Below are 22689 nucleotides of genomic sequence, written 5' to 3'. Positions count from 1 at the left end.
CACACCCTCACCCTAACCCTCTCCCTGAAAGGGAGAGGGGACTATGACCCCCTCGCCCCTTTGGGGAGAGGGCCGGGGTGAGGGGATACGTTTCCTCCCAAATTCAACAACCTGTGATCTCCGTCGGCGCATTCGCTTGACGACAAATTGAGCGCATGTTAACAGAATGTTTTGCCTTTATTTGGCCCGTCAGATAAGGAACATTCATGTTACGGTACAGCCTCTTAACCGCCGGTCTGTTGCTCGGCGCGTCGGCGTTTGCCGCCCCGGCAGGGGATCTCCCGTTGATGCCCTGGCCTGCGAAGGTCGAACGCCCAACCACCCAGGGCGCACTGGTGCTGAGCAACAACGTTTCCGTAAGCGTCAGCGGGGACGATCTCGGTGATGCGGTGAACCGTCTGCGTCAGCGTATCGCCCTGCAAACCGGCTGGACGCTGCAGCCGCATGCTGATAAGCCGGAAAAACCGACCATCCGCATTGCCATTGCCAAAAAAGTGAAGCCGCAGCCGCTGCCGGACAGCGACGAAAGCTATAAGCTCACGGTGGATGCCAACGGGGTGGATATCTCCGCCAACACTCGCTTCGGCGCGCTACGCGCCATGGAAACCCTGCTCCAGCTGATACAAAACGGCGCGGAAAACACCTCCCTGCCGTGGGTGTCGATTGAGGATTCCCCGCGCTTCCCGTGGCGCGGGCTGCTGCTGGACTCGGCGCGCCACTTTATCCCGCTGCCGGATATCAAGCGCCAGATTGACGGCATGGCCGCGGCCAAGCTAAACGTGCTGCACTGGCATCTCACCGACGATCAGGGCTGGCGCTTCAGCTCGACGCGCTATCCCAAACTGACCCGGCTTGCCAGCGATGGCCTGTACTACACCCCGGAACAGATGCGCGAGGTCGTGCGTTACGCTACCGAGCGCGGCATCCGCGTGGTGCCGGAAATCGACATGCCGGGCCACGCCTCGGCCATCGCCGTGGCCTACCCGGAGCTGATGAGCGCGCCGGGGGCGTATCAGATGGAGCGCCACTGGGGCGTGCTCAAACCGGTGCTGGACCCGACCAAAGAGGCAACTTACACCTTTGCTGAGGCGATGGTCAGCGAACTGGCGGCGATCTTCCCCGATCCGTATCTGCATATCGGCGGTGACGAGGTGGACGACAGCCAGTGGAAAGCGAACCCGGCCATTCAGCAGTTTATGCGCGATAAGAAGCTTGCTGACAGCCACGCGTTGCAGGCTTACTTCAACCGCAGGCTGGAAACGATCCTTGAAAAGCATCACCGGCAGATGGTCGGCTGGGACGAGATCTACCATCCCGATCTGCCGAAAAGCATTCTGATCCAGTCCTGGCAGGGGCAGGACGCGCTGGGGCAGGTGGCGCAGAACGGCTATAAAGGGATCCTCTCCACGGGCTTCTATCTCGATCAGCCGCAGTCCACCGCCTACCACTACCGCAACGAGATCGTCCCGCAGGGCTTAAACGGCGTGGATGTCATCGCAGACACCGACAGCGTCCAGAGCTGGGCCTTCTCTATGCCGCGCCTGAAGGGGAAGCCGGTGGAGGGAAGTTTCACGCTGGTGAAAGGGGAATCAGGCTGGCGCGGGTTTATTGATTTTGCCGGCAAATCCCGCCGCGCGGTACAGGACATTGCCTGGCGCGATGACAACCAGGTGACCTTTACCGTCGACACCTGGATGGGGGAAACCCGTCCGGTGGTATCGGTGGATAACGATAAGCTCACCGGCTACTTCCTGGTGGGGAACGTCCGTTATCCGATTAGCGGCACGCGTCTGGACGAGGTCCCTGAAGGGACGCCGCCGGTGGTGCCGGACGCCGCGCATCAGGTTAACCTGCTCGGCGGTGAAGCCGCGCTGTGGGCAGAAAACGTGGTGGCGCCGGTGCTCGATATCCGCCTGTGGCCGCGTACGTTTGCGGTCGCGGAGCGCCTGTGGTCCGCGCAGGACGTCAACGACGTCGACAACATGTACACCCGCCTGCAGGCGATGGACAGCTGGTCGACGGTGTCGGTCGGGCTGCAGCAGCACACCCAGCAGCAGGTGCAGTTCACGCGCCTTGCCGGTAATGCCGACACCTTGCCGCTGCAAATCCTCGCCCAGGCCGTTGAGCCGGCGCAGTACTACACTCGGCAGCACCTCAAGTTCCAGGCCGGAAACTACCATCAGTTTGAGCCGCTCAACCGCTTCGCGGATGCGCTGAACGCCGAAAGCGCCACCGTGCGGCAGATGAACAAATGGGCCGATCGTCTGGTGAGCGACGCGGAAGATGCGGAAAGCGCCGAGGCGCTGCGCCACGTGTTCAACCGCTGGCAGAGCAACACCAGCGACGCGCTGGCATTAAGTGAAAACAGCTATCAGCTGAAGGCGATCAAACCGGTGATTCAGGAGGTCGACAAGCTTGCGTCGATTGGCCTGCGGCTCACCGACCTGGTGGCGCGGCAGGGCACGCTGGACGATAAAGAAATAGCCTCGATTCAGGGCGAGCTGGATAACGCGGCGAAGGTGCAGGACGAGGTGGTGATTGCGGCGGTCTATCCGCTGGAGACGCTGCTCAGAGCGACGCGGAATCAATAGACCCCCTCACCCTAACCCTCTCCCAAAGGGAGAGGGCCGGGGTGAGGGAATCAGACGACTCAGTGCTTCAGAACCCACGCCTCTTTCCAGTGTGAACCTGTGCCCGGCTCAAACTGGGTCGCATACTTGCTCCACTGCACGCAGTAGCCGCTGTACGGGAATGGCTTACACTGGTAGGTTTTACCGTCTTTCGGCTGCAGCACCACGGTACCCGCTTTATACGACGCGATATTGTCCGGGAAGATGTAGTCATGCTGACCGGGGCTGTTGTCCGCCGCCGCGTCATCTTCCAGCATCAGGTTCAGTACATCCTGCGCAAACAGCGTGCCGTCCTGATTGGTGGCGTAGTACTTCAGCATGTGATGGCCCGCTTCAACGTCGGTCAGCGTCAGGGTGACGTCCTGATTCGCGTTGTTCATCGTCTGCTTGAGATAGCCTTTTTCCGCGCCGTGATGGTTCATGACGTGGGCTTCGAAATCGACGTTACCGTGGGTGTTCACGTGGAAGGTGATGGTCGCATTGCCGTTCTCGATTTTGCTATAGTGCAAATTGCTGACGGCGATAGTTTCGTTGACCTCCGCCTTCTGCTCTTCGTACGAAATCGCAACGGACTGCAGGGTGCTGCCCTCTTTGACGAATACGCTGTTCGCGCCATGAACCGGGCTAATCTCGCCGCCCTCATCCTTCATGCCAACGCGAATGTCCTGGTGCGCGGTGTTAATTTTCTGCGCCAGATCGTAAGACCACTGGTTAGCATCCCCCTGCGCGGCCGTGGCGATCGTTATTTCCGTGCGCAGGGACGTCACTTCACCGTGCGCATCGAAGAAGCGGGCAATGACCTTATCGCCGACGTTCAGGTTATTTCCCGCAATCTGGCCGCTGAGGACTTTGCTCCACTCTGATTCGATGCCGGCACCGTCATCCGGGGTAACATTGCCGCCGTTACCGAAATCAACGTCAATGGCCTGGTAGAAACTGTTCGAGGTATCCGCTATTTCCCAGACGCCATAAATCACCTGATAACCCGTGCGTGCCGGCACATTGCAGGTCATGGCTTTACGCATCGCGGGGGCCTGGCCATTGCCATTCACGGTACAGAACGGGGTTAATTCAAACTGATCGCGGGTCAGGGGTTTATTCGGATCCCAGTTTTGTCTGGTGATGTAGTAACGCCAGTTGGTGGTTTTGTGCGGCGCGGTGTGATACCAGACAAATTCATGCGGGCCGGCGGTCATGGGGCTTTTCGTCCATGCGTTCAGGCTCTGTTTATCCAGCTGGGAGTAATTCGCAATTCCCGCGCTGGCAAGCTGGCCGTCAGGCGGCATCGCCCCGGTCGGGAAGCCGGAGGTTTTCTCCACGCTCTGCGGTTCATACTGAACGGAACCGCAATCAATATTTTGCCCAAGCTTACACATATAAGCGCGGCTGGCAGGAGATTCAATATAACCGTGGGCCAGTGCGGAGGAGGCAACGGTCAGGGTCGCCACCGCCAGTGCAATTTTTGATAATTTCATTGTTAGTCCATTAATAATTAATCTGCAGTGCGATGTTATTAATGGCGAGCGGGGAACGTCATGCGGTGGAGAGAGGAAAAATAGCCAAAAAAAATGGACGGCCAACGCCGCCCATGATCTGTTGAAACCGCTTAGCGACGTACCGCAATCGCTTCGATTTCAATCTTCACGTCTTTTGGCAGACGGGCCACTTCCACGCAGGAGCGCGCCGGGAAGGTGGCGTTGTGCTCGGTGAAGAAGGCTTCGTAAGTGGCGTTAACGGTCGCGAAATCGTTCAGATCTTTCACGAAAACGGTAGTTTTCACAATATCGCCCACTTTCAGGCCTGCAGATTCCACGATAGCCTGCACGTTTTCCAGCGACTGACGCGCCTGTGCCGCTACGTCTTCCGGCACCGCGCCGGTTTTCGGGTTCACCGGGATCTGACCTGAAGTGATGATCATGCTGCCCAGATCAACGCCCTGAACGTAGGGGCCGATAGCCGCGGGTGCATTTTCCGTCGCGAGTACTTTGCTCATGTTTTCTCCAGAATGACAGCGTTAAGAATGTTCCCGGCCATTATAACAGCCGGGATTTCATTACCAACCTCAATTAGTTGGCCAGCACCACATAATGAGAAAACTCTTTTTCGCAGTATTTGCATTTGAGCGCGATGTCATCGGCGCGTTTTTTCACTGCAAAGCTGGAGGACACCGGCTCAGCGTGGCTGATGCAGTTGCTGTTCGGGCAGACCAGCACGCTCTCAATGCGTTCCGGCAGGCTCGGACGGGATTTGCCGACCACTTCATACTCGTCGATGCGGTTGACGGTGGCCTCCGGCGCGTACAGCGACAGCTGGTTGACCTGCTCGTCGGTCAGGAAGGTATTCTCAATCTTGATCAGATCTTTGCGGCCCATCTCGCCCGACGGCAGGTTCAGGCCGATGGTGATGCGCTGGTCGGTTTCGGTCAGTTTGAACAGCGTCAGCAGCTTAAAGCCCACCTGCGCAGGGATGTGGTCAATCACGGTGCCACGCTTGATGGCTTCAACCTGGAGTTTGTTATCGTGTGTCATGGTCGTCTCCCCTTACAGAGCTAATTCGCGATTCAGAACCAGTGCCAGTAACGCCTGGCGGGCGAAGATGCCGTTCCCGGCCTGCTGGAAGTACCAGGCGTGCGGCGTTTTATCCACATCTGTGGTGATCTCATCGATGCGCGGCAGCGGGTGCAGGACCTTCATGTTGTCGCGCGCCCCCTCAAGGTCGCTGGCGCGCAGCACAAACTGCGCCTTCACGTTGGCATATTCGGACGGGTCCAGACGCTCTTTCTGCACGCGGGTCATGTACAGAATATCCACGTGGCTCATCACCTCTTCGATGCTCGCATGCAGGCTCCACTGAATGCCTTTTTCGTCCAGCATATCGAGGATGTACTGCGGCATGGCGAGCGCATCCGGGGCGATGAAGAAGAAGCGGTTACCGTTAAATTTCGCCAGCGCCTGGGTCAGGGAGTGGACGGTACGACCATATTTCAGGTCGCCGACCATGGCGATGTTCAGGTTCTCAAGCGTGCCCTGAGTTTCCTGAATGGTGAACAGATCCAGCAGGGTCTGCGTCGGGTGCTGGTTGGCGCCGTCACCGGCGTTCAGCACCGGAATGCCGCCGGAAAACTCGGTTGCCAGGCGCGCCGCGCCCTCTTGAGGGTGACGCATCACGATCGCGTCCACATAGGTGCTGATCACTGAAATGGTATCCGCCAGAGTTTCGCCTTTCTTACCCAGCGACGTGTTGCTGCTGTCCGAGAAGCCCACCACGCTCGCGCCCAGGCGGTGCATCGAGGTTTCAAAGGAGAGGCGGGTGCGGGTGGAGGCTTCAAAGAAGCAGCTCGCAATCACCTTGTGCTTCAGCAGCTCCGGTTGCGGATTAGCCTTCAGTTTTGCCGCGGTTTCCAGAACCAGTTCCAGCTCTTCGCGGCTGAGGTCGTTTATGGAAATGATGTGTTTTTGATAAAGCGGATTCATGTTTATCTCCTGACGCCGGGCAAAAAAAAGCCCCTCAAATGAGGGGCTCTGGGAATAGATTGAGCAACGGGAAGAAAAACGGCAGGCCAGCGTCTGATTTCAGACGCGGTAAGACGTTGTGTCGTACACGCTTGACCATGCTTCCTCCCGGCAAATTGTGGGGCATTATACGCAGCTCGCTTTGCGGATCAAGCGATTTAATGCACGCTTTACTCAATGCAAACGGTTCTTTGTGAATATTAATTCGTTCTGAGTAAATAATTAATTTGCTTATGCACCAGCGCGGTGCGCTTCACCACCCGGGGGGCGACCCAGACGATACTGCTGCCGGCCACCACGCCTAAAATCTCCGGAAGCTGGTGATAATCCAGAATGCGCGCCACCGCGCGGCCATATCCGGCCACGGTGTGCACAAGGATAAATTCGCTATTATGCTCGACGCTCACCACCATTTCCGAAACGGTGCGTGCGGCGTCGGGAGCAGGGCGCAGTTGAGGATTCAACGAATAAATCTTTAGCCCTTTAGCATTTCGAATTTTTATGACTCCGAGCAACTTCAGCAGACGCGAAACGGTCGACTGGCTGATGCTGTCAAACCCTCTCTCCTGCAGGTCACGGCGGATCTCTTCCTGAGAGATATAGCTCTTTTCTGCAATCAGGCGCTGACAGACCGTCAACTGGAGTTGTTCTTTTGGAGAGTATTCACCATATTCCGTCATAACTATTTCCCATGTAAGTGGCTGAAACAAAACGCCCGGTGGCGCTACGCTTACCGGGCCTACAACGTCAATACATCACAACACCGCCCCCAGGCTTAACGCCACCATAATCACCACCGTCAGGATCGCCAGCAGCGGTGCCACCCATTTCAGATAACGCACGTAAGGCACCCGGGCGATAGCCAGACCGCCCATCACCACGGCTGAGGTTGGCGTGACGAGGTTAACGATGCCGGAGGCAGACTGGTAAGCCGTCACCACCAGGTCGCGGTTGACGTTAGCGAAATCGGCCAGCGGTGCCATGATCGGCATCGTCAGAACGGCCAGGCCGGATGAAGAAGGCACAAGAAATGACAGCACGACCTCCAGCCAGTACATCACGTTGATAAACGCCACCGTGGACAACCCGCTGACCAGCCCTTCCGCGCTGTGCAAAATGGTGTGGGTAATCATGCCCTTATCCATGATGACTACGATACCGCGCGCAATGCCGATAATCAGCGCGACGCCCAGCAAATCTCGTGCGCCGTTGATAAACGTCGAGGTCAGCTCCTCTTCGCTCATGCGGGCGATAAGCCCCACGATGATGGCGCTGGCGAGAAACACCGCCGAGATCTCCGCCATCCACCAGCCCAGCACCGCCACGCCGTAAATCATCACCGCGAAGGCGAGGGCAAAAATCACGAGGATGATTTTGCGCACCGGGGTAAATTCCAGAGACTGCACCCCTTTGTTGCCGAGGAAATGGGCGCGGTTCTCCTCCTGCTTGTCGGCGACGATCGACAGCGACGGGTCCTGACGCACCTTACGGGCGTAACGCATCACCCACGCCACGCAGATGACCCAGCCAATCACCAGCAGCGCGATGCGCAACATGATGCCGTTGGTGAAGGGGATCCCGGCGGCGTTGGCAGCGATCACCGTCGCAAACGGGTTAATGGTGGAGCCGAGCGTGCCGATCCCCGCGCCGAGCAGCACGGTGGAAGCGGCGACAACCGGGTCGAACCGGGCGGCCAGCATTACCGGCACCAGCAGGGTGTAGAAGGGCAGCGACTCCTCGGCCATGCCGTAAATCGTGCCGCCTGCGGCAAACAGCGCCATCAGGATCGGGATCATCCACTCTTCGCGTCCGCGTAGCCGGGTGGTGACGCGCTCGATCCCGGCGTCAATCGCCCCGGTTTTGGTGACGATCCCGAGAAATCCCCCGATGATCAGAATAAACAGCGCCACGTCGATCGCCCCGGCCTGGCCGGAAACCGGATCGTATAGCCCGGCGATGGGCGCCATCAGGACGGAAACGAGGCCCTGCGGATGTGCCGCCACGTGCGCATAGGTACCGGCAACCGGCACTTCTTTGCCTAATGCCTCGTTCATTGCCATCTGGTACTGACCGGCCGGGATGATCCAGCTCAGCGCGGCGACGACGGCAATTAGAAAGAAGAGAATGGTGTAAGCGGAGGGAAACTTGAACTTGCCCATGATGTTCTCCTTAAACCCGGCGCACCCCGCGGCGCGCCGGGCGGTGATTAGTCGCCGAGTGTCGCCACCATGACCGCTTTAATGGTGTGCATGCGGTTCTCAGCTTCGTCGAAGACGATGGAGTTTGGTGATTCAAAGACCTCTTCCGTCACCTCCAGCCCCTTCAGGCCGTAGGCCATCTCGATTTCACGGCCCACTTTGGTGTGCTCGTTGTGGAACGCCGGCAGGCAGTGCATAAACTTGACGTTCGGGTTGCCGGTGGCCTTCATGACGTCCGCGTTGATTTGATACGGCTTCATCAGGCTGACGCGCTCGGCCCAGGCCTCCTTCGGCTCGCCCATGGAGACCCACACGTCGGTGTAGAGGAAATCCGCTCCCTTCACGCCCTCTTCCACATCGTCGGTGAGGGTGATGCGCGCGCCCGTCTCTTTGGCGATGGCGCGGCACTGCTCAACCAGACCCGCCTCCGGCCAGAAGGATTTCGGCGCGACGAGGCGGATATCCATCCCCATTTTGGCCGCGCCGACCATCAGCGAGTTGCCCATGTTGTTTCGCGCGTCGCCGAGATAGGCAAAGCTCAGCTCCGGCAGGGTTTTACCCGGCGAGTGCTCAAGCATGGTCATCAGGTCGGCGAGGATTTGCGTTGGGTGGAATTCGTCGGTCAGGCCGTTCCACACCGGCACGCCCGCGTACTCGCCCAGCTCCTCGACGATGGCCTGCCCATAGCCGCGGTATTCGATGCCGTCATACATGCGGCCTAAGACGCGGGCGGTGTCTTTCATCGACTCTTTATGGCCGATCTGCGAGCCGCTTGGGCCGAGGTAGGTGACCTGCGCGCCCTGGTCGAACGCGCCCACTTCAAAGGCGCAGCGGGTGCGGGTGGAGGTTTTTTCAAAGATCAGGGCGATGTTTTTCCCGACCAGGGTTTGCTTCTCGCGCCCGGCTTTTTTGGCGGCCTTCAGCTCAATGGCGAGGTCGATCAGGTACTGGATCTCTGCCGGGGTGTAGTCCAGCAGTTTGAGGAAGTTGCGGTTTTTCAGGTTGATGGTCATGGGTTAATCCCTTTTAAAATGTGTGCTCAGTTACGAATCAACGTGCCTTTCTCGCCCGCCAGGATCTCCGCGCCGTCGGCCAGCGCGCCAATGCCGGCAATCCCGTTGCAGGCTTCAACGAACTCGCGACAGGCGGCCACCTTTGGCCCCATCGATCCGGCGTCGAACTGCATGCCTCTGAGCAGTTCCGGCGTCACCTGCGCCAGCGGGCGTTGGGTCGGTTTGCCCCAGTCGAGGTACACCGCGTCGGCATCGGTGAGGATCAGCAGGGCATCGGCCTCGATCTGGCGCGCCAGCAGGGCGGCGGAGAGGTCTTTGTCGATCACTGCCTCAATCCCGCGATAGCCGTTAGCGTTTTCCACCACCGGCACGCCGCCGCCGCCGTTGCAGATCACCAGGTGGTCGCGCTGGATAAGCGCCGAGATGGCGTCGCGCTCAACGATGCGCTTCGGCTGTGGAGAGGGCACCACGCGGCGGAAATAGCCGCCGTCGGCCCTGAACACCCAGCCTTTCTCCGCGGCCAGCGTTTTTGCCTGCGCTTCGCTGTAGACCGGGCCGATGTACTTGGTCGGGTTGCTGAAGGCCGGGTCGGCGGCGTCCACCTCCACCTGAGTAAGCAGGACGCTCACCTCGCGCTGGGGCAGGCTGTTTTTCAGCGCCTGCTGGAGCATGTAGCCGATCATCCCCTGGCTTTCCGCGCCGAGAACGTCCAGTGGATAAGGGGCAACTTTGTCGTAGGCGCTGTTCTGCAGCGCCAGCAGCCCGACCTGCGGCCCGTTGCCGTGCACCAGCACCACGCGCCACTGTGCCGTCAGCCCGGCGATGGTACGGGCGGCAAGCTCAATGTTCTGGCGCTGGATGTCGGCCTCTAACGGTTCGCCGCGCCTGAGCAGGGCGTTGCCGCCCAGGGCCACAACCAGAGTGGGTTTTCGTTCCATGATGGCTCCTTAAATTCCGTCGCGTTCCAGCGGGCAGCTCATGCAGCGCGCGCCGCCGCGCCCGCGTCCCAGCTCGTCGCCCGGGATGGGCAGCACGGTGATACCGGCCTTGTCGTACTTCTCGTTGGTCCAGACGTTGCGCTCGTAGCCGATCACCACGCCCGGGCGAATGGTCAGCACGTTATTGGCGTCGTTCCACTGCTCGCGTTCGGCCTCAAAGGCGTCGCCGCCGGTGGTGATCAGACGCACCTGATTAATGCCGAGGGCTTTTTCAATGGCGTGCAGCAGGTCGGTTTCCTGGGTGCGCAGCAGGCCGCCGCGGCCGTCTGGGGTGAGCGTCCAGCACTGGGCGTCTTTGCGCACCACTTCCGGGTAGACGGAGAAGGTGTCGACATCGATGTGGGTCATCACGGTGTCGAGGTGCATGCAGGAGCGGTGTTTTGGCAGCTCAACGGCGATCACGCGCTCGGCCTGGCGGTGTTTGAACAGGCTGTTGGCGAGGAACTCTACCCCCTGCGGGGTGGTGCGTTCGGACATGCCGATCAACACCGCGCCGCGGCCAATCACTAATACGTCACCGCCTTCTAAAGTGGCGTGGTCGTAATTAATATTCTCGTCGCCGAAATATTTAATAAATTCGCCATCGGCGAATGCCGGGTGCCAGCGATATATTGCCCGCAGGTTGTTGGTTTCACGCTGACGCGCCGGTTTGGCCATCGGGTTAATGGACACGCCGTTATAAATCCAGCACGAAGTATCACGAGTAAATAAATGGTTTGGCAGCGGCTTCATAATAAAATCATTCGGCGTGTGGGTATCGACGACCATATTTTTAATGGCCGCCGGAATTTCACCGTAGGTTAATCCGCCGCTTAATCTGCGCGCCAGTTCGCGGTGCGGCATATCCGCCAGCCAGCCGCGGACGTCGCCAGCAAAGGTGGGGCCGAGGCGATAGTCGGAGATTTGCGTCTCCAGCAACCAGGCTTTCGCCTCTGCGATATCAAGGGTTTGCGTCAGAAGGTCGGTCAACAGCAGGACTTCCACACCCTGCTCGCGCAGCGTGTTTGCGAAAATGTCATGCTCTTCACCCGCCCGTTCAACCGAGAGCACGTCATCGAAAAGCAGCTCCTGACAATTCGACGGCGTTAACCGTTTCAGACTTAAATTTGGGCGGTGCAGCATAACGCTACGCAATTGACCAATTTCAGAACCGACATAATGCTTTTCCATAATTATTCCTTTAACTGTTTTTCAGAATAAAAAGGGCATGCGCCATATTTGCTTAATTGCATGGCGGCTAAGCTCAATTGATTTCGTGGTCAATAGTAGGCGCTTAAATAAACCGTATTGTGATGTTGCTCACGTGAAATTAGCGATCGGAGGATTTGTTTTCATTTGCATGATTCGCATCAGATAATGATTAATTTGATATTGTTGGCGGGTGAATAGCTAAGCAGGATCCGTTGGCATTATTTGGGTTTGTTATTATTTTGTAGAATTTAATGCTTTGACATAATTTGTTATATGATTGATTTTAAATGATTTAATTATCTCAGTGGAATGACTATGCATAATTTTCAATTAACTATTTTTGACTTAAGAAAAATCAATAAATAATTATGGGATTTATTAGCAAATTATCAAAATGATAAAGTGTGAAGCTGCCGCGAGTTTTATGATGAAAGCAGTACGATCAGCAACTTAGCGCCACGGTGTCATTACGCCGCGCTGAGGTTATGCATAACTACTGCATAAATGCCTGCGAGGGATTAACAGCAAATTAACACCGCGCCCGATAAACATGCGCTGGGGCATATCCCCTCGCATAATGTGATCCAGCTTAAATTTCCCGCACTCCCTCAACCCTTCCCATTTACCTGCGCTTTTTCTGCGTCATAGTATGATCGTTAAATTAATGAACACTGTTCTATAATGTAGAACAAAATGATTCAGCAAGGAGATCTCATGCCGCAGTCCGCGTTGTTCACGGGGATCATTCCCCCTGTCTCCACCATATTTACCGCCGATGGCCAGCTCGATAAACCGGGCACCGCCGCACTGATCGACGATCTGATCGCCGCAGGCGTTGACGGCCTGTTCTTCCTCGGCAGCGGCGGCGAATTCTCCCAGCTCAGCGCCGAAGAGCGTAAAACCATTGCCCGCTTCGCTATTGATCATGTCGATCGTCGCGTGCCGGTGCTGATCGGCACCGGCGGCACCAACGCCCGGGAAACCATTGAACTGAGCCAGCACGCCCAGCAGGCGGGTGCGGACGGCATCGTGGTGATCAACCCCTACTACTGGAAAGTGTCGGAAGCGAACCTGATTCGATACTTCGAACAGGTGGCCGACAGCGTGACGCTGCCGGTGATACTCTATAACTTCCCGGCGCTGACCGGGCAGGATCTGACCCCGGCGCTGGTGAAAACCCTGGCCGACTCGCGCAGCAATATTATCGGCATCAAAGACACCATCGACTCCGTCGCCCACCTGCGCAGCATGATCCACACTGTCAAAGCGGCGCATCCGCACTTCTCCGTGCTATGCGGTTACGACGATCATCTCTTTAATACCCTGCTGCTCGGCGGCGACGGGGCGATCTCGGCGAGCGGCAATTTTGCTCCGCAGGTGTCGGTAAATCTGCTGAAAGCCTGGCGGGATAAAGACGTGGCGAAGGCGGCTGAGTATCATCAGACCTTACTGCAAATTCCGCAGATGTATCAGCTGGATACGCCGTTTGTGAACGTGATTAAAGAGGCGATCGTGCTCTGCGGCCGCCCGATTTCCACGCACGTGCTGCCGCCCGCGTCACCGCTGGACGAGCCGCGTAAGGCGCAGCTGAAAACCCTGCTGCAACAGCTCAAGCTCTGCTGAGCCGGACGATAACCATGACCATCGAGAAAATTTTCACCCCGCAGGATGATGCGTTTTATGCGGTGATCACCCATGCGGCGGGGCCGCAGGGGGCGCTGCCGCTGACCCCGCAGATGCTGATGGAATCCCCCAGCGGCAACCTGTTCGGCATGACGCAGAACGCCGGGATGGGCTGGGATGCCAACAAGCTGACCGGTAAAGAGGTGTTGATTATCGGCACCCAGGGCGGCATCCGCGCCGGAGACGGACGCCCGGTCGCGCTGGGCTACCACACCGGGCACTGGGAGATCGGTATGCAGATGCAGGCGGCGGCGAAGGAGATCACCCGCAACGGCGGGATCCCGTTTGCGGCCTTCGTCAGCGATCCGTGCGACGGGCGCTCACAGGGCACGCACGGCATGTTCGACTCCCTGCCGTACCGCAACGACGCGGCGATCGTCTTTCGCCGCCTGATCCGCTCCCTGCCGACGCGCCGGGCGGTGATTGGCGTCGCAACCTGCGACAAAGGGCTGCCCGCCACCATGATTGCCCTGGCCTCGATGCACGACCTGCCGACCATTCTGGTGCCGGGCGGGGCGACGCTGCCGCCGACCGTGGGGGAAGACGCGGGCAAGGTGCAGACCATCGGCGCGCGCTTCGCCAACCATGAACTCTCGTTGCAGGAGGCCGCCGAGCTGGGCTGTCGCGCCTGCGCGTCGCCGGGTGGCGGCTGCCAGTTCCTCGGCACGGCGGGCACCTCGCAGGTGGTCGCGGAAGCGCTGGGTCTGGCGCTGCCGCACTCCGCGCTGGCGCCGTCCGGACAGGCGGTGTGGCTGGAGATCGCCCGCCAGTCGGCGCGGGCGGTGAGCGAGCTGGATAACCGCGGCATCACCACGCGGGATATCCTCACCGATAAAGCCATCGAAAATGCGATGGTGATCCACGCGGCGTTCGGCGGCTCGACCAATTTACTGCTGCACATTCCGGCCATCGCCCACGCGGCGGGCTGCACTATTCCGGATGTTGAACACTGGACGCGCATCAACCGTAAGGTGCCGCGCCTGGTGAGCGTGCTGCCCAACGGCCCGGACTACCATCCGACCGTGCGGGCGTTCCTCGCCGGCGGCGTGCCGGAGGTGATGCTCCACCTGCGCGATCTCGGCCTGCTGCACCTGGACGCCATGACCGTGACCGGCCAGACGGTAGGTGAGAACCTCGACTGGTGGCAGGCGTCCGAGCGCCGGGCGCGCTTCCGCCAGTGCCTGCGCGCGCAGGACGGCGTGGATCCGGATGACGTGATCCTGCCGCCGGAGAAGGCAAAAGCGAAAGGGCTGACCTCGACGGTCTGCTTCCCGACGGGCAACATCGCGCCGGAGGGGTCGGTGATCAAGGCCACGGCTATTGATCCGTCTGTAGTGGGTGACGATGGCGTTTACCGCCACACCGGCAGGGCGCGGGTGTTTGTCTCGGAAGCGCAGGCGATTAAGGCCATCAAGCGGGAAGAGATTAAGCAGGGCGATATCATGGTGGTGATCGGCGGCGGGCCGTCCGGCACCGGCATGGAGGAGACCTACCAGCTTACCTCCGCGCTGAAGCATATCTCGTGGGGCAAAACGGTGTCGTTAATCACCGATGCGCGCTTCTCGGGGGTATCGACAGGTGCCTGCTTCGGCCACGTGTCGCCGGAGGCGCTGGCGGGCGGGCCGATTGGCAAGCTGCGCGACAATGACATCATCGAGATTGTGGTCGACCGCCTGACCCTGACGGGCAGCGTCAACTTTATCGGCACGGCAGAAAACCCGCTGACGCCGGAAGAGGGCGCGCGCGAGCTGGCAGTAAGACAGACGCACCCGGACCTGCACGCCCACGACTTTTTGCCGGACGATACCCGGCTGTGGGCGGCACTGCAGTCGGTAAGCGGCGGCACATGGAAAGGCTGTATTTATGACACTGATAAAATTATCGAGGTAATTAACGCCGGTAAAAAAGCGCTCGGCATTTAATTATTTTTTAGATGAAACCGTCTGCGGAAAATATTCCGCGGACGGTTTTCGCTTGTCTGTAATTTAATAATTTAAACAATAAGTTGCGATATATCGTTGGCGTCACAAAAGCAAAATAACGTAATTCGGAAATAAGATATGACCATTGCTGGTTAATTAAGCAGCTCATTACACTCCATTAACACGATGTTGTAATTCAGCACACTACATAAGGGTGTAATTCTGATGACGCAATTAACCATGAAAGACAAAATTGGCTACGGGCTGGGTGACACCGCCTGTGGCTTCGTCTGGCAGGCCACCATGTTCCTGCTGGCCTATTTCTACACCGACGTCTTCGGCCTGTCGGCGGGCATTATGGGCACGCTGTTTTTAATCTCCCGCGTGCTGGATGCGGTGACCGACCCGCTAATGGGGCTGCTGGTGGACCGCACCCGCACGCGGCACGGTCAGTTCCGCCCGTTCCTGCTGTGGGGCGCCATCCCGTTTGGCATCGTCTGCGTACTGACCTTCTACACGCCGGACTTTTCCGCGCAGGGAAAAATCATCTACGCCTGCGTGACCTATATTCTCCTGACCCTGGTCTACACCTTCGTTAACGTACCGTACTGCGCTATGCCGGGCGTCATCACCGCCGACCCGAAAGAGCGTCACGCCCTGCAGTCGTGGCGCTTCTTCCTGGCGGCGGCGGGCTCGCTCGCCATCAGCGGCATCGCCCTGCCGCTGGTGAGCATCATCGGCAAAGGGGACGAGCAGGTGGGCTATTTCGGTGCCATGTGCGTGCTGGGCCTGACCGGCGTGGTGCTGCTCTACGTCTGCTTCTTCACCACCAAAGAGCGCTACACCTTTGAGGTGCAGCCGGGCTCGTCGGTGGCAAAAGATCTCAAACTGCTGCTCGGCAACGGCCAGTGGCGCATCATGTGCGCGTTCAAGATGATGGCGACCTGCTCCAACGTGGTGCGCGGCGGGGCGACGCTCTACTTCGTGAAATACGTGATGGATCATCCGGAGATGGCGACCCAGTTTTTACTCTACGGCAGCCTCGCCACCATGTTCGGCTCGCTCTGCTCCTCCCGCCTGCTGGGCCGCTTCGACCGCGTCACCGCCTTTAAGTGGATCATCGTCGCTTACTCGCTGATCAGCCTGCTGATTTTTGTCACCCCGGCGGAGCATATCGCGCTGATTTTCGCCCTCAACATCCTGTTCCTGTTCGTCTTTAACACCACCACGCCGCTGCAGTGGCTGATGGCCTCTGACGTGGTGGATTACGAGGAGAGCCGCAGCGGGCGCCGCCTCGACGGGCTGGTGTTCTCCACCTACCTGTTCAGCCTGAAGATTGGCCTGGCGATTGGCGGGGCGGTGGTGGGCTGGATCCTGGCGTACGTCAACTATTCCGCCAGCAGCAGCGTGCAGCCGGTCGAGGTTCTTACCACCATCAAAATTCTGTTCTGCGTGGTGCCGGTGGTGCTCTACGCGGGCATGTTCATCATGCTGTCGTTCTACAAGCTCACCGACGCCCGCGTGGAGGCCATCAGCCAGCAGCTGATCAAGCACCGCGCGGCGCAGGGCGATGCCGTTCCCGACGCTGCGACAGCCGCATCCCATTAACCGGAGGCAATATGGAAATCACTAACCCAATCCTGACCGGCTTCAACCCGGACCCGTCCCTGTGCCGCCAGGGCGAGGACTACTACATCGCCACCTCGACCTTCGAATGGTTCCCCGGCGTGCGTATCTATCACTCCCGCGACCTGAAAAACTGGTCGCTGGTCAGCACCCCGCTGGACCGCTTGTCGATGCTGGACATGAAGGGCAACCCGGACTCCGGCGGCATCTGGGCACCGTGCCTGAGCTACGCCGACGGCAAATTCTGGCTGCTCTATACCGACGTGAAGATTGTCGACTCGCCGTGGAAAAACGGCCGTAACTTCCTCGTCACCGCGCCGTCCATCGAGGGGCCGTGGAGCGAGCCGATCCCGATGGGCAACGGCGGGTTTGACCCGTCCCTGTTCCACGACGACGATGGCCGCAAGTACTACCTCTACCGCCCGTGGGGGCCGCGCCACCACAGCAACCCGCACAACACCATCGTGCTGCAGGAATTCGATCCGCAGACCGGCACGCTCTCGCCCGAGCGCAAAACGCTGTTTACCGGCACGCCGCTCTGTTACACCGAGGGCGCGCACCTGTATCGCCACGCGGGATGGTACTACCTGATGGTGGCCGAGGGCGGCACCAGCTACGAGCACGCCGTGGTGGTGCTGCGTTCCAAAAATATCGACGGGCCGTACGAGCTGCACCCGGACGTGACGATGATGACCAGCTGGCACCTGCCGGAGAATCCGCTGCAGAAGAGCGGCCACGGCTCGCTGCTGCAGACCCATACCGGAGAATGGTACATGGCCTACCTCACCAGCCGCCCGCTGCGCCTGCCCGGCGTGCCGCTGCTGGCCTCCGGCGGGCGCGGCTACTGCCCGCTGGGGCGCGAGACCGGCATCGCCCGCATTGCGTGGCGCGACGGCTGGCCGTATGTGGAAGGCGGCAAGCACGCGCAACTGACCGTGAAAGGCCCGCAGGTGGCCGAGCAGCCTGCCGCCGTTCAGGGTAGCTGGCGGGAGGATTTCGACGCCAGTTCGCTCGACCCGGAACTGCAGACCCTGCGCATTCCGTTCGACGACACCCTCGGCTCGCTCACCGCGCGCCCGGGCTTCTTACGGCTCTACGGCAACGACTCGCTCAACTCGACCTTCACCCAGTCAACCGTGGCGCGCCGCTGGCAGCACTTCACCTTCCGGGCCGAGACGCGGATGCAGTTCTCGCCGGTCCACTTCCAGCAGAGCGCGGGGCTGACCTGCTACTACAACAGCAAAAACTGGAGCTACTGCTTTGTGGACTACGAGGAGGGGCAGGGGAGAACCATTAAGGTGATTCAGCTCGACCACAACGTGCCGTCGTGGCCGCTGCATGAGCAACCCATTGCGGTGCCGGAGCATGCGGAGAGCGTCTGGCTGCGGGTGGACGTGGATAAGCTGGTCTACCGCTACAGCTACTCGTTCGACGGTGAGACGTGGCATACCGTGCCGGTCACCTATGAGGCATGGAAGCTATCGGACGACTACATCGGCGGGCGCGGTTTCTTCACCGGCGCGTTTGTGGGACTGCACTGCGAGGATATCAGCGGCGACGGCTGCCACGCGGACTTCGACTACTTCACCTACGAGCCGGCCTAACGGCTCAGGCCGGGTAGCCCAGCGCGCGTGAGAGCTGGAGCCCGGCCTGCTGAAGCTGCTCGCGGAAACTCGCCAGCCCGGCATCGTCCACGCGGGAGGTCAGCGTCGACAGGCTCAGGGCGGCAATCACGCGGGACTCATGGTTCCACACCGGCACCGCCACGCAGCGCACGCCCTGCTCGTTCTCTTCGCTATCCAGGGCGTAACCCTGCTCGCGGGTCTGCGCCAGGGCAGCCATTAACGCTTCGCGAGAGGAGAGGGTGGCGGGAGTAAAGGTGGTGTACTGATAGCCCTCCAGCAGGGCGTTAAGCTCGGCCTCGCCCAGCCAGGCAATCAGCACCTTGCCGATGGCGGTGGCGTGAACCGGCAGGCGGCGGCCAATGCGCGAATAGGCGATGGCGGCCAGCTTGCCTTCAATCTTCTCGATATAGACCCCTTCACGCCCGTCCAGGATCCCCAGATGGGTGGTCTGCCCGGTCCGCTGGGACAGCTCCGTCAGCCAGCCTTTCGCCTTCTGACGAATATCGATGGAGCCCACGACGAAATGACCGCGCTCGACCAGCTTCATGCCGAGGCGATATTTGCCGTTCTCAGGGTTCTGATCGATATAGCCGTGAAGCTGCAGGGTTTTCAGCAGAGAGTGGAGGGTACTCTTGCTCAGCCCCATCAGTTTGCTGATGTCGGTGATCTTAAGCTCGGTGGCCTGCTCGTTGAACAGGTCGAGGATCTGCAACGCACGTTCAACAGACTGAATAATCGGCATAATGCTGGCATGTCCACGCTGGAATTAAGGCGAAAACGTACCTTTTTCGGGGGGAAAAATCAATGAAATGGAGCCGGCCTGATCCGCCCGGCGGCGCTACGCTTGCACGGGCCTACGGGTCGTGTAGGCCGGGTAAGCGCAGCGCCACCCGGCAAGAAGAGCGCACCGAATCAATAAACTGGGAGAGAGGATCACTCCCCAAGCGTCGCCACCATCACCGCTTTAATCGTATGCATCCGGTTTTCCGCCTGGTCGAACACAATGCTCGCCGCCGACTCAAACACCTCGTCCGTTACTTCCATCCCGCCGTGCAGATCGAACTCCTTCGCCATCTGCTTGCCGAGCGTGGTCTGGTCGTCATGGAACGCCGGCAGACAGTGCAGGAACTTCACGTCCGGGTTGCCGGTTAGCACCATCATCTGCGCGTTCACCTGATACCCACGCAGTAGCGCAATCCGCTCCGCCCACTTCTCTTTGGCTTCACCCATCGACACCCACACGTCGGTATAGATAAAGTCCGCACCTTTCACGCCCGCCGCCACGTCTTCCGTCAGGGTGATCTTCCCGCCGTGCTTCTCCGCCAGCGCGCTGCATTCCGCCACCAGGCTCTCTTCCGGCCAGCAGGCTTTCGGGGCCACCAGGCGCAGATCCAGCCCGGTCAGCGCCGCCGCTTCCAGCATCGAGTTGCCCATGTTGTTGCGTGCGTCGCCCGCGTAGACCAGCGTCATCTCGTTAAACGCCTTGCCCGGCAGGTGCTCCTGCATGGTCAGCAGATCCGCCAGCAACTGGGTCGGGTGGAACTCGTTGGTCAGCCCGTTCCACACCGGCACGCCCGCGTACTGCGCCAGCGTTTCGACCACTTCCTGGCCGTGACCGCGATACTGAATGCCGTCGTACATCCGCCCGAGCACGCGCGCGGTGTCCTTAATTGACTCTTTATGCCCAATCTGGCTGCCGCTCGGCCCTAAATAGGTAACGCGCGCGCCCTGGTCAAATGCGGCAACTTCGAAAGAGCATCGTGTGCGGGTTGAGTCTTTTTCGAAGATGAGCGCGATGTTTTTACCGGTAAGCTTTTGTACTTCCTTGCCATTTTTTTTATCGGCTTTGAGCTGTGCGGCAAGGGTCAGCAGAGAAGTGAACTGTGCAGGGGTAAAGTCGAGCAATTTCAGAAAGTGTTTCTTGTACAGATCAGACATTTTATCCTCACATGGCGAACGCCACTTATTGAATTAAAATTCACTTTATATGTGTAATTATTCATTTGCAACCCCGTTTCACAAATCTTTCCAACAAAGGTGGAGGCAAACCCGTCCGTGTGTGAAAATAGAAGTATCTGCCGCACTTTAAAGAGGATTGAGCCATGGCAAACCCGGAACACCTGGAAGAGCAACGCGAAGAGACGCGTCTGATTATTGAAGAACTGCTGGAAGACGGTAGCGATCCGGACGCGCTGTACACCATCGAGCACCATTTCTCTGCGGATGATTTCGACGCGCTGGAAAAAATGGCGGTAGAGGCCTTCAAGCTGGGTTACGAAGTGACCGAGCCGGAAGAGCTGGAAGTGGAAGAGGGCGACACCGTCATCTGCTGCGACATCCTGAGCGAAGGCGCGCTGAAGGCGGAGCTAATTGATGCGCAGGTCGAACAGCTGATGAACCTGGCCGAGAAGTTTGACGTGGAATACGACGGCTGGGGAACCTACTTCGAAGATCCGAACGGTGAAGACGGCGAAGAAGGCGACGACGAAGATTACATCGACGAAGACGACGACGGCGTGCGTCACTAAGCGTTTCAGGCGGTGGCCCGCGCCACCGCTTTTTCAAGGCAGAACCATGGATTACCCGCAGATACTCGCCCCCGTACTCAACTTCCTCCAGTGCCCGACCCCGCAAGCATGGATTGATAAAGCCCGCGACCCGGCGAACCTGCCGCTGCTGCTCACCGACCACATGGTATGCGAGCTCAAGGCCGCCCAGACCGCGCTGCTGCTGGTGCGTAAATACGTCGCCGACGAAAGCGGTGCCGACGCGCTGCTCGACTGGCTCAAACCCTACGAACAGTTCACCTTCCGCGACGGCCCGGAGCCGGACTTCATCGCCCTGCACAGGCAGATTGGCAAAAGCGTTATGCCCAAAACCGACGACCCGTGGGGCCAGGCGCTCATCGACAGCATGGTGCTGTTGATTAAAGAGGAGCTGCACCACTTCTGGCAGGTGCGCGAGGCGATGCTGGCCCGCGACATTCCGTACGTCAAAATCACCGCCAGCCGTTACGCCAAAGGGATGCTGAAGGAGGTGCGCACCCACGAGCCGCTGACGCTTATCGACAAGCTTATCTGCGGCGCCTACATCGAAGCCCGCTCCTGTGAACGCTTCGCCGCGCTGGCCCCGTTCCTCGACGACGACCTGCAGAAGTTTTATCTCTCGCTGCTGCGCTCGGAAGCGCGCCATTATCAGGACTACCTGACGCTGGCTCAGCAGGTGAGCGACGACGATATCTCACCGCGGATAAAGCTTTTTGGCGAAATTGAAGCCACACTTATCTCGACACCGGACAACGAGTTTCGCTTCCACAGCGGCGTGCCGGTGTAAACCGGCATAGCGAAAGGATAAGGATGCGAGATGAATAAAACGTGGACCCGTATTGTGATTGTCGTCATTGCGGCTGCCGCCGTGGCGTTCTGGGTGTACTTCGACAAACAGCGTATGCAGCGCACCCCTGAACAGCAGCTTGATACCACCCTCAACACGATGCCCGCCTGGCAGGTGATAAAAGAGCAGGAACCAGCGTTCCAGAAACGCATCCGCGAGCAGATCCTCACCATGCAGAAAGCGGGCGAGTCTGAACAGCACATCATCGACGTTATCCAGCCGCAGATTTTGACCCTGCAGATGTCGCGCCTGCAGCACGCCCCGGACGCCAACGTGGTGGATTATATGAAGGCCAACATGGAGCAGACCGCCGCCATCCAGAAGGTGAGCGACGACGCCTGTTTCCGCTTCCTCTACCCGGCGGTGAAAGGGGGCGTTAACCCGATGCGGGTGCTGGATAAAGAGATGATGGCCCGGCGCATGCAGGCCGACGCCGACATGATGCGCGCGGCCTATGGCAAAAACAGCCACACTGTGACCCCCGCCGAACGCGAGGCGGCCGTCGAGGATGTGCGACCGATTATGAAGCAACTTGCCGATAAGTACGGCGAGGATATCCAGCTGCTGCAGATACCCGAGAAGGCGGTGGGCAAAGAGAAGCTCTCCTGCGATATGGTGCAGGAGATGTGGGCGAAGGTGCTGGCGCTGCCGGAGCAGAAGGCGGCGAGGGTAATTCGGCTGGCGGTGTCTGAGCTGGACTGACGGTAGCGCTGGTTTTTTGGGCACTTAGCGCGGGTTTCGCGCGTCGTCGCTTGCATGGCGGCGCGCGACAGGTATAATCCACAACGTTTCCGCATCCCCTTCAGTGCCGAAGTGGCGAAATCGGTAGACGCAGTTGATTCAAAATCAACCGTAGAAATACGTGCCGGTTCGAGTCCGGCCTTCGGCACCAAGACTT

The 22689-nt window shown here is 59.2% G+C and carries 21 protein-coding genes, 1 tRNA gene and 1 pseudogene; 10 read left to right on the top strand and 13 right to left on the bottom strand.

What is annotated here, in order from left to right:
• Window positions 1-206: 206 nt before the first annotated feature.
• Window positions 207-2591 carry a beta-N-acetylhexosaminidase gene (locus C5687_RS03870; protein ID WP_104556448.1) on the top strand — a complete coding sequence of 795 codons (2385 nt, stop codon included), beginning with the start codon at window positions 207-209 and terminating at the stop codon, window positions 2589-2591.
• A gap of 59 nt (window positions 2592-2650) precedes the next feature.
• On the opposite strand, the gene gbpA is transcribed toward C5687_RS03870, so the two are convergent.
• The 5 genes from gbpA to C5687_RS03845 all read right to left on the bottom strand — a co-directional run bounded on the left by gbpA (window position 2651) and on the right by C5687_RS03845 (window position 6242).
• Entirely contained in the window at window positions 2651-4105 is a 1455-nt protein-coding gene (gbpA, locus tag C5687_RS03865; protein WP_104556447.1) for an N-acetylglucosamine-binding protein GbpA, read from the bottom strand.
• A gap of 131 nt (window positions 4106-4236) precedes the next feature.
• On the bottom strand, window positions 4237-4623 hold the full coding sequence (gene ridA, locus C5687_RS03860) for a 2-iminobutanoate/2-iminopropanoate deaminase (protein WP_008501391.1): 387 nt from the start codon (window positions 4621-4623) through the stop codon (window positions 4237-4239).
• Between the two features lie 73 nt (window positions 4624-4696).
• Window positions 4697-5158: an aspartate carbamoyltransferase regulatory subunit gene (gene pyrI, locus C5687_RS03855; RefSeq protein WP_025759901.1), complete on the bottom strand. Its 462-nt coding sequence runs from the start codon at window positions 5156-5158 to the stop codon at window positions 4697-4699.
• A gap of 12 nt (window positions 5159-5170) precedes the next feature.
• A complete protein-coding gene (pyrB, locus tag C5687_RS03850) occupies window positions 5171-6103 on the bottom strand; it encodes an aspartate carbamoyltransferase (RefSeq protein WP_025759900.1) in 933 nt (310 codons plus the stop codon).
• 34 nt (window positions 6104-6137) lie between these two features.
• Window positions 6138-6242: a pyrBI operon leader peptide gene (locus tag C5687_RS03845; RefSeq protein WP_022646880.1), complete on the bottom strand. Its 105-nt coding sequence runs from the start codon at window positions 6240-6242 to the stop codon at window positions 6138-6140.
• On the opposite strand from C5687_RS03845, the pseudogene C5687_RS25325 reads away from it, so the two are divergent.
• Window positions 6222-6339, top strand: a pseudogene (locus C5687_RS25325) (hypothetical protein). The gene C5687_RS03845 and the pseudogene C5687_RS25325 sit on opposite strands and share 21 nt — an antisense overlap.
• A gap of 3 nt (window positions 6340-6342) precedes the next feature.
• Here the strand turns inward: C5687_RS25325 and C5687_RS03840 are convergent.
• The 5 genes from C5687_RS03840 to arcA all read right to left on the bottom strand — a co-directional run bounded on the left by C5687_RS03840 (window position 6343) and on the right by arcA (window position 11521).
• Window positions 6343-6822: an arginine repressor gene (locus C5687_RS03840; RefSeq protein ID WP_104556446.1), complete on the bottom strand. Its 480-nt coding sequence runs from the start codon at window positions 6820-6822 to the stop codon at window positions 6343-6345.
• A gap of 75 nt (window positions 6823-6897) precedes the next feature.
• Window positions 6898-8301: a YfcC family protein gene (locus C5687_RS03835; RefSeq protein WP_104556445.1), complete on the bottom strand. Its 1404-nt coding sequence runs from the start codon at window positions 8299-8301 to the stop codon at window positions 6898-6900.
• A gap of 47 nt (window positions 8302-8348) precedes the next feature.
• Complete coding sequence (gene argF / locus C5687_RS03830) at window positions 8349-9353, bottom strand: ornithine carbamoyltransferase (RefSeq protein WP_059385683.1); 1005 nt, start codon at window positions 9351-9353, stop codon at window positions 8349-8351.
• A gap of 26 nt (window positions 9354-9379) precedes the next feature.
• The gene (gene arcC, locus C5687_RS03825; protein ID WP_045284457.1) at window positions 9380-10291 is read right to left on the bottom strand and encodes a carbamate kinase; all 912 of its coding nucleotides are present in this window, start codon (window positions 10289-10291) and stop codon (window positions 9380-9382) included.
• Window positions 10292-10300: 9 nt separating this feature from the next.
• Window positions 10301-11521, bottom strand: coding sequence for an arginine deiminase (gene arcA, locus C5687_RS03820; RefSeq protein ID WP_104556444.1), 1221 nt, complete (start codon window positions 11519-11521; stop codon window positions 10301-10303).
• A gap of 735 nt (window positions 11522-12256) precedes the next feature.
• On the opposite strand from arcA, the gene yagE reads away from it, so the two are divergent.
• From yagE to C5687_RS03800, 4 genes are all read left to right on the top strand, one after another.
• A complete protein-coding gene (gene yagE, locus C5687_RS03815; RefSeq protein WP_104556443.1) occupies window positions 12257-13165 on the top strand; it encodes a 2-keto-3-deoxygluconate aldolase in 909 nt (302 codons plus the stop codon).
• Window positions 13166-13179: 14 nt separating this feature from the next.
• A complete protein-coding gene (gene yagF / locus C5687_RS03810) occupies window positions 13180-15147 on the top strand; it encodes a xylonate dehydratase YagF (protein WP_104556442.1) in 1968 nt (655 codons plus the stop codon).
• Between the two features lie 225 nt (window positions 15148-15372).
• Entirely contained in the window at window positions 15373-16755 is a 1383-nt protein-coding gene (locus C5687_RS03805) for an MFS transporter (protein ID WP_059385687.1), read from the top strand.
• Window positions 16756-16766: 11 nt separating this feature from the next.
• The gene (locus tag C5687_RS03800) at window positions 16767-18377 is read left to right on the top strand and encodes a glycoside hydrolase family 43 protein (protein WP_104556441.1); all 1611 of its coding nucleotides are present in this window, start codon (window positions 16767-16769) and stop codon (window positions 18375-18377) included.
• 4 nt (window positions 18378-18381) lie between these two features.
• On the opposite strand, the gene xynR is transcribed toward C5687_RS03800, so the two are convergent.
• From xynR to argL, 3 genes are all read right to left on the bottom strand, one after another.
• Window positions 18382-19140: a DNA-binding transcriptional repressor XynR gene (xynR, locus tag C5687_RS03795; protein WP_047957644.1), complete on the bottom strand. Its 759-nt coding sequence runs from the start codon at window positions 19138-19140 to the stop codon at window positions 18382-18384.
• A gap of 191 nt (window positions 19141-19331) precedes the next feature.
• Entirely contained in the window at window positions 19332-20336 is a 1005-nt protein-coding gene (argF, locus tag C5687_RS03790) for an ornithine carbamoyltransferase (RefSeq protein WP_104556440.1), read from the bottom strand.
• Window positions 20306-20401 carry a putative translational regulatory protein ArgL gene (argL, locus tag C5687_RS24990; protein WP_213014347.1) on the bottom strand — a complete coding sequence of 32 codons (96 nt, stop codon included), beginning with the start codon at window positions 20399-20401 and terminating at the stop codon, window positions 20306-20308. Before argL ends, argF (C5687_RS03790) begins: the two co-directional genes overlap by 31 nt.
• Before the next feature lie 99 nt (window positions 20402-20500).
• Between argL and rraB the strand changes: the two genes are divergently transcribed.
• The 4 genes from rraB (at window position 20501) to C5687_RS03770 (ending at window position 22683) form a co-directional block, all read left to right on the top strand.
• Window positions 20501-20926: a ribonuclease E inhibitor RraB gene (rraB, locus tag C5687_RS03785; protein ID WP_025759886.1), complete on the top strand. Its 426-nt coding sequence runs from the start codon at window positions 20501-20503 to the stop codon at window positions 20924-20926.
• A 46-nt stretch (window positions 20927-20972) separates the two neighbouring features.
• The gene (gene miaE, locus C5687_RS03780; RefSeq protein WP_003862942.1) at window positions 20973-21731 is read left to right on the top strand and encodes a tRNA isopentenyl-2-thiomethyl-A-37 hydroxylase MiaE; all 759 of its coding nucleotides are present in this window, start codon (window positions 20973-20975) and stop codon (window positions 21729-21731) included.
• A gap of 30 nt (window positions 21732-21761) precedes the next feature.
• Window positions 21762-22493: a topoisomerase II gene (locus C5687_RS03775; protein WP_095449576.1), complete on the top strand. Its 732-nt coding sequence runs from the start codon at window positions 21762-21764 to the stop codon at window positions 22491-22493.
• Window positions 22494-22598: 105 nt separating this feature from the next.
• Window positions 22599-22683: transfer RNA gene (locus C5687_RS03770), tRNA-Leu, on the top strand.
• Window positions 22684-22689 lie beyond the last annotated feature (6 nt).

This window comes from Enterobacter sichuanensis (assembly GCF_002939185.1).
Taxonomy (GTDB): domain Bacteria; phylum Pseudomonadota; class Gammaproteobacteria; order Enterobacterales; family Enterobacteriaceae; genus Enterobacter; species Enterobacter sichuanensis.
Note: the sequence above shows the minus strand (reverse complement) of the source record. Positions and strands in the feature narration are given on the sequence as shown.

Coding starts and splice junctions, on each gene's coding strand:
- C5687_RS03870 (WP_104556448.1), top strand. CDS start 207: ATGTTACGGTACAGCCTCTTAACCGCCGGTCTGTTGCTCGGCGCGTCG.
- gbpA (WP_104556447.1), bottom strand. CDS start 4,105: ATGAAATTATCAAAAATTGCACTGGCGGTGGCGACCCTGACCGTTGCC.
- ridA (WP_008501391.1), bottom strand. CDS start 4,623: ATGAGCAAAGTACTCGCGACGGAAAATGCACCCGCGGCTATCGGCCCC.
- pyrI (WP_025759901.1), bottom strand. CDS start 5,158: ATGACACACGATAACAAACTCCAGGTTGAAGCCATCAAGCGTGGCACC.
- pyrB (WP_025759900.1), bottom strand. CDS start 6,103: ATGAATCCGCTTTATCAAAAACACATCATTTCCATAAACGACCTCAGC.
- C5687_RS03845 (WP_022646880.1), bottom strand. CDS start 6,242: ATGGTCAAGCGTGTACGACACAACGTCTTACCGCGTCTGAAATCAGAC.
- C5687_RS03840 (WP_104556446.1), bottom strand. CDS start 6,822: ATGACGGAATATGGTGAATACTCTCCAAAAGAACAACTCCAGTTGACG.
- C5687_RS03835 (WP_104556445.1), bottom strand. CDS start 8,301: ATGGGCAAGTTCAAGTTTCCCTCCGCTTACACCATTCTCTTCTTTCTA.
- argF (WP_059385683.1), bottom strand. CDS start 9,353: ATGACCATCAACCTGAAAAACCGCAACTTCCTCAAACTGCTGGACTAC.
- arcC (WP_045284457.1), bottom strand. CDS start 10,291: ATGGAACGAAAACCCACTCTGGTTGTGGCCCTGGGCGGCAACGCCCTG.
- arcA (WP_104556444.1), bottom strand. CDS start 11,521: ATGGAAAAGCATTATGTCGGTTCTGAAATTGGTCAATTGCGTAGCGTT.
- yagE (WP_104556443.1), top strand. CDS start 12,257: ATGCCGCAGTCCGCGTTGTTCACGGGGATCATTCCCCCTGTCTCCACC.
- yagF (WP_104556442.1), top strand. CDS start 13,180: ATGACCATCGAGAAAATTTTCACCCCGCAGGATGATGCGTTTTATGCG.
- C5687_RS03805 (WP_059385687.1), top strand. CDS start 15,373: ATGACGCAATTAACCATGAAAGACAAAATTGGCTACGGGCTGGGTGAC.
- C5687_RS03800 (WP_104556441.1), top strand. CDS start 16,767: ATGGAAATCACTAACCCAATCCTGACCGGCTTCAACCCGGACCCGTCC.
- xynR (WP_047957644.1), bottom strand. CDS start 19,140: ATGCCGATTATTCAGTCTGTTGAACGTGCGTTGCAGATCCTCGACCTG.
- argF (WP_104556440.1), bottom strand. CDS start 20,336: ATGTCTGATCTGTACAAGAAACACTTTCTGAAATTGCTCGACTTTACC.
- argL (WP_213014347.1), bottom strand. CDS start 20,401: ATGAATAATTACACATATAAAGTGAATTTTAATTCAATAAGTGGCGTT.
- rraB (WP_025759886.1), top strand. CDS start 20,501: ATGGCAAACCCGGAACACCTGGAAGAGCAACGCGAAGAGACGCGTCTG.
- miaE (WP_003862942.1), top strand. CDS start 20,973: ATGGATTACCCGCAGATACTCGCCCCCGTACTCAACTTCCTCCAGTGC.
- C5687_RS03775 (WP_095449576.1), top strand. CDS start 21,762: ATGAATAAAACGTGGACCCGTATTGTGATTGTCGTCATTGCGGCTGCC.